This is a genomic window from Frankia sp. Allo2, from assembly GCF_000733325.1.
Lineage (GTDB): Bacteria > Actinomycetota > Actinomycetes > Frankiales > Frankiaceae > Frankia > Frankia casuarinae.
The window spans coordinates 1-4,804 of the sequence record NZ_JPHT01000080.1; the positions used below are offsets into that span (position 1 = coordinate 1).

Genomic DNA, 4,804 nt, shown 5'->3' on the forward strand with positions numbered 1-4,804 from the left:
GGCCAGGCCTCGATCAACCGACTCAGGGCCGCCCACCCGAACCGCATCCTGATCCACACCCCGACACACGCCTCATGGCTGAACCAAGTGGAGATCTTCTTCTCGCTCGTCCAACGGAAGGTCGTGTCACCCTGCGACTTCGCCAGCCTCGACGTGCTCGCCGACACCCTGACAGCGTTCGTCGACCGCTACAACGTCACCGCCACACCGTTCAAGTGGAAGTACACCGCGGCCGACCTCGAACGCCNCCTCGCCCGCCTCGACGACGACACAGCACCAGCCGTCGCGGGCTCCGTCGCTCGGTTGCCCGTCCCACCACCCGACACCAATGATCACGGGAGTCGGGTGGAGTCCGAACCAAGTGCCAGAGCCCTCGCGCAGGCCGCCTAACACCCCCAAAGGACTTCCAGCCTCAACCACTAAGCGGAGAGAACCGACCGCGTCGAACGCGGCGCGTCCGCAGTGGCCGGCGATCAACGGTTCGGCGATGTTCAAGGACAGTATGACGAGGCTGGCGAACAGGAGCAGGCGCCGCGCCGCGCGCAGCACCACCTCGGGCCCGCCATGGACCGCGAGGTGCCTGGTGCCTAGAGCGCCGGTCAAGTAGTCATCAGGCTGCTTGCTGATCGTGTTTTTGGCGGGCGATGACGTGGAGGTTGTGGACGACGGCGGTGCGGCGGAGGTCGAACAGGTTCTTGCGCTGTCCGTGGTAGCGGGCGCGGCGGCCTTGCCAGTGGCCGATGTGGGCGAGGGTGTGTTCGACTTTGGTGCGTTCGCGGAGGCGGGCGCGGCCGGCGGGGGNGTGCTGGCGTTCGCGGAGCTCGGTGAGCAGGGCTTCGTCGGGGTGGATGGTCACGCTGCGCCCCGTCGCGCTGGTGGTGCATCGTTCTCGCAGGGGGCAGGCCGCGCAGACCTTCGCGGGGAAACGCACGGTGCGGCCTGGGGCGAAGGGCATCGTGACCTGCTGGGGGCAGGTGAGCAGGCCGCGGTCGAAGTCCAGGGTGAAGGCGGTCTTGGCATNCCGGCNGGTGGCATTACGTACCCGCCACGCCTTGCAGAAGATCTCCAGGTTGGGGTCGCGGTCACGCACCAGGGTGGAAGACAGGTAGGCCCGGTCGATGTGGAGCTCGGTCAGGCGGAGATTCTGGGCGGCCAGGTCGTCGCTGATTGTGTTGGTGACGGTGGCTTCGGGCACGTTGGCGGGGGTGAGCCCGACCGCGGGCACCAGCCCGGTGTCCAGGTCGGTGACCACGTGGCGTTTGTACCCGTCGACGACTCTGCTGCTTAATTCGCGGTTGGGGTTGTGCGCTGCTGGCTGAGGCGGGTGAGCCTGCTGGCGCGGGGTGTGAAGGGTGGCTGGTCGGGGTTCCAGTGGGCGTCGAGGCGGAGGACGTTGACCGCGGTGGCGGAGAAGGCGTGTTGGAGGCGGGTCTTGGGCAGGCCGCGGTAGCGGGCGTTGCGCAGGCCGGTGACGTCGAGGGCCTGGTTGATCGTGCCCTCGATCCCAGCGCGCAGGGCGTACCTGGNCTTCCAGGTGTCGGTGGCCTGCTCGGCGCGGGCGGTGGCCAGGGTTTCGTGGAGTTCTCGGGGGCGCAGGCTGAGGTAACGGGTGCGGCGGGTGGAGGTGGTGCACGCTTTCTGGGTGGGGCAGGGGTGGCAGTCGGTGCGGGCGAACGCGACGACGATGGCGTCGCGTTCGTGCTGGCGGACGGGGTACCAGGCGGTGCTGGTGTGGCCCTGCGGGCAGCGGACCTGGCGGGCTTTCCAGTCGATCCGGAACGCGGCCTTGTCGAACCCGGCGTTGGCCTTGGCCTGGGGTGAGTGGTCGAGGAGGGCTGGGGTGACCATGGTGATGCCCCGGGTGGCGGCGTCGTGGATGAGGTCGGCGCTGGAGTAGCCGGCGTCGAGGTAGTGCTCGCCCGGGGTGAGGCCACGCTCAGCGAGGCTGGCCTGGACGATCTCGGTGGCCTTCACGTCCGGGACGCTCGCCTGGGTGGTGAGAACGTTCGTGATCAGCCGTAACGGCAACACGTCGGCTCCGGCTCCGGCTCCGGCTCCGGGGGGAGGGTCGCAGGTTTCGGTGAGGTGGACCTTGTAGCCGCACCAGAACAGGTCGTCGCCCTTGGCCGCCCACCGCGCATCGCGGTCGTAGGGGGAGGCCAAGCGACGATGTCCAGGCGGGACACCCTGTCTGTCGGCGTCCCGCTTTGCGATCACCTCCCGTCCCCGGGGATCGGTGGACAGGATCGGTGGACAGGTAGTAGGTCTGCACCAGCATCTCGCGCAGGAACGCCACCGCGGGGATCTCGCCCAGCCAGCCCGGCGCGGTGGAAGCGGCGACCGCCCGGCACAGGGCGAGCGCGTCCTGCCCGAACACCACGGCAAGACGGTCCCGGGCCGTCTTCGACGACGGCATCGTCCACCCGTTGACCCGCTCGCCGTAGCGATGCGCCAACTCGTCGATGCCCACGGTGTCGGCCAGCCAGCCGGGGGCCGCGACCGCGAGGGCCTCCAACACCGCCCGCACACTTTCCCCGGCGAGCTCGGTCCGGTTTAGGTCCCGGACCGCGCTGATCACATGGGTGGAGTCGGTGCGCGCCCTGCGACCGCCGCCGATCAGGCCCTGGTCGACGCAGGCCTGCAGGAGCCGGTCGAAGACCACCCGTTCCAGGCCGTGGTCGGCCAGCCGGGCGCGGAACCGGGACAGCACCGTCGGGTCGAACCCGGTATCGGTCAGCTCCGCGCCGAGCGCGTACTTCCAGTCGATCGCGCGGACCGCCATCGCCGCAGCCTGCCGGTCGGTCAGGTTCTCGGTGAACTGCAGCACCGTGACCAGCGACAACACCGCCGGCGGCAGACCCGGCGCCCCCCGGCGCCCGAACGCCCCGGTGAACGGCTCATCGACCAACACCTCGGCCAGCCGGTCCCGCAGCCGCATCGCCAACGTCCCACGCGGGAACGCCGCCCGGGCGACCGCCACGGTCTGCGCCGGGATCTCGGGCAGCCCCTTCGGCTGCAACGACATGCACTCCACCTCCCGCAGCCCACGACACGACCAGGACCGCAGAGGAGATCATGCCGCACCAACGACACCCAGCCGAATTAAGCAGCAGAGTCGTCGACCAGGACGGAGCGGGACTTACGGCCGTGGGCCATGTCCGGGTCTTCCACGCTGATCCGCCGGTTTTTGGCGACCCCGCGGCGCAGCCGCGCTGTCCCGGCCGTGGTGACCTCGACGTCCTGGTCGCGGACCTGACGGGCCACCGCGACAGCGGCTTCGGCCGCCTCCGGGGCGGGCTGGGCGGCCACGAAGGNCTCCACCGCCTCCAGGGCGGCCAGCACCACCGCCAGGGCACGGTCCCGCTCGTCGGGATCGTCCCAGTCGGCGTCCAACGCGGCTTTGAGGCTGGACCCGGCCAGCACCGGTGCCCCGGCCTGGCCGGCCAGGACCCTGGTTCCCTCGGCCCGCCCCCACCCCTGCTGAGCCGCGATCACACCCAGGGCCTTGCGCAGGGCGTGTCCCATCATGTTCGGGGTGTCCTCCACCCGGCCGGCACCCCACAGCGGGCTGGAGTCCAACGCTGCGCGTAACGCCCGCGGCCCGAAGCCCTTCGTCACCGTGGCGATCTCGACGGTGCATTCGACCAGCCGCCGGTCCCACCCGGCGCCGATCAGCCGGGCGCGGAAGCCCACCAGGGTGCCCTTGGAGAAGGGAGACCGGTCGGTGTCCAGACAGTCCAGAACCAGCTGCCAACGCCGGTCCATCACCGTCGCCTCGATCACCTCGTCGTCGGAGACACCGGTATAGGCCTGCAGGATCAGCGCCAACGCCAACTGCGCCGGCTGCCCTTTCGGACTGTCGCGGTAGACCTCGGCCAGCTCGGTCTGGAACGCCTCGTCGAACAGCTCGTGGCGATNCCGGCGCAGNAACACGAACAGCTNCGCCCGCCGCACCAGCCTGATCACAGTCTGTTCCGCGGTCGAGGGCTCCACCGGCGGAGCCCATATCCCAGGACGCATCAGCCAGCACCTTCCGATCAAGACGGGCACATGACACCCGCCGACCGGTGCCGCCTACCACAGCTCACATACGGCTACCTGACCGGCGCTCTAGCAGCGCGACCACGGACAGGTCCACCGCTGGTGCGACTACGGCGCCACCCAGATCGGGACCCCCATCCGCACCCCGAGCGCGAGGCTGTTCCCGAACCCGAAGAGGAACGTCAACGCGACCACCACACCGACGATCACGGTCACGATGCGGGCCGAGGCGCCCGGAACCGCCAGGTATGCGGAACGCCTGTTCGATTCGCTAGATGATGTAGACCTCGGCGCGGTCACTGGGCATCACCCCTGGTCAGGGCCCGGGTAGCGACCGGCCGAACGGCGATTTCAGGGCCAGCAACCAAGATCAAACGGTTCTTAGAGCGTGTCTTACGTCGAGCGTGGGAGCTTCTTCCAGCAGGTGATCGCGGCAGCCAGGCAGAGGAACCCGAGGAAGTTGTAGCCGTTNCGTTCNTANCGNNNGNTNAGNCGGCGGTAGCCACCGAGCCAGGCCAGGGTTCTCTCGACTTTCCACCGGTGCCGGCCGAGGCGTTCGGTACTGTCCACACCACGGCGGGCGATCCGCACCGCGATACCGCGCCGACGCAGGAAACGCCGTCGTTCCGGCTGATGGATCTTCGAGCCCGGTTTGCCGCGGTCGACCGGGTTCGGACCGGTCAGGCTTCCCTTTTTTCGCTCGCAGGCTGGCCGCGTCCACGATCGCCGATGACCAGTCGACCCGTCCGGCCACACCGTGCAG

2 protein-coding genes and 4 pseudogenes are annotated in these 4,804 nt (G+C 69.4%); 1 reads left to right on the forward strand and 5 read right to left on the reverse strand.

Annotated elements, in window-relative coordinates; translation table 11 throughout:
* Positions 1-390: pseudogene (locus tag ALLO2_RS26750) on the forward strand (IS630 family transposase); the annotation flags it as partial.
* A gap of 220 nt (positions 391-610) precedes the next feature.
* On the opposite strand, the pseudogene ALLO2_RS22645 reads toward ALLO2_RS26750, so the two are convergent.
* The 5 genes and pseudogenes from ALLO2_RS22645 to ALLO2_RS27700 all read right to left on the reverse strand — a co-directional run.
* Positions 611-1,315: pseudogene (locus ALLO2_RS22645) on the reverse strand (transposase); the annotation flags it as partial.
* Complete coding sequence (locus ALLO2_RS26755; RefSeq protein ID WP_369808209.1) at positions 1,285-2,031, reverse strand: transposase; 747 nt, start codon at positions 2,029-2,031, stop codon at positions 1,285-1,287. The gene ALLO2_RS26755 and the pseudogene ALLO2_RS22645, both read right to left, overlap by 31 nt.
* Positions 1,937-3,025 (reverse strand): transposase, encoded by a 1,089-nt coding sequence (locus ALLO2_RS28515; protein ID WP_023839872.1) that lies wholly within the window; start codon positions 3,023-3,025, stop codon positions 1,937-1,939. Before ALLO2_RS28515 ends, ALLO2_RS26755 begins: the two co-directional genes overlap by 95 nt.
* Positions 3,026-3,117: 92 nt before the next feature.
* Positions 3,118-4,020, reverse strand: a pseudogene (locus ALLO2_RS22655) (transposase); the annotation flags it as partial.
* Between the two features lie 414 nt (positions 4,021-4,434).
* A pseudogene (locus tag ALLO2_RS27700) lies at positions 4,435-4,804 on the reverse strand (IS5/IS1182 family transposase); the annotation flags it as partial.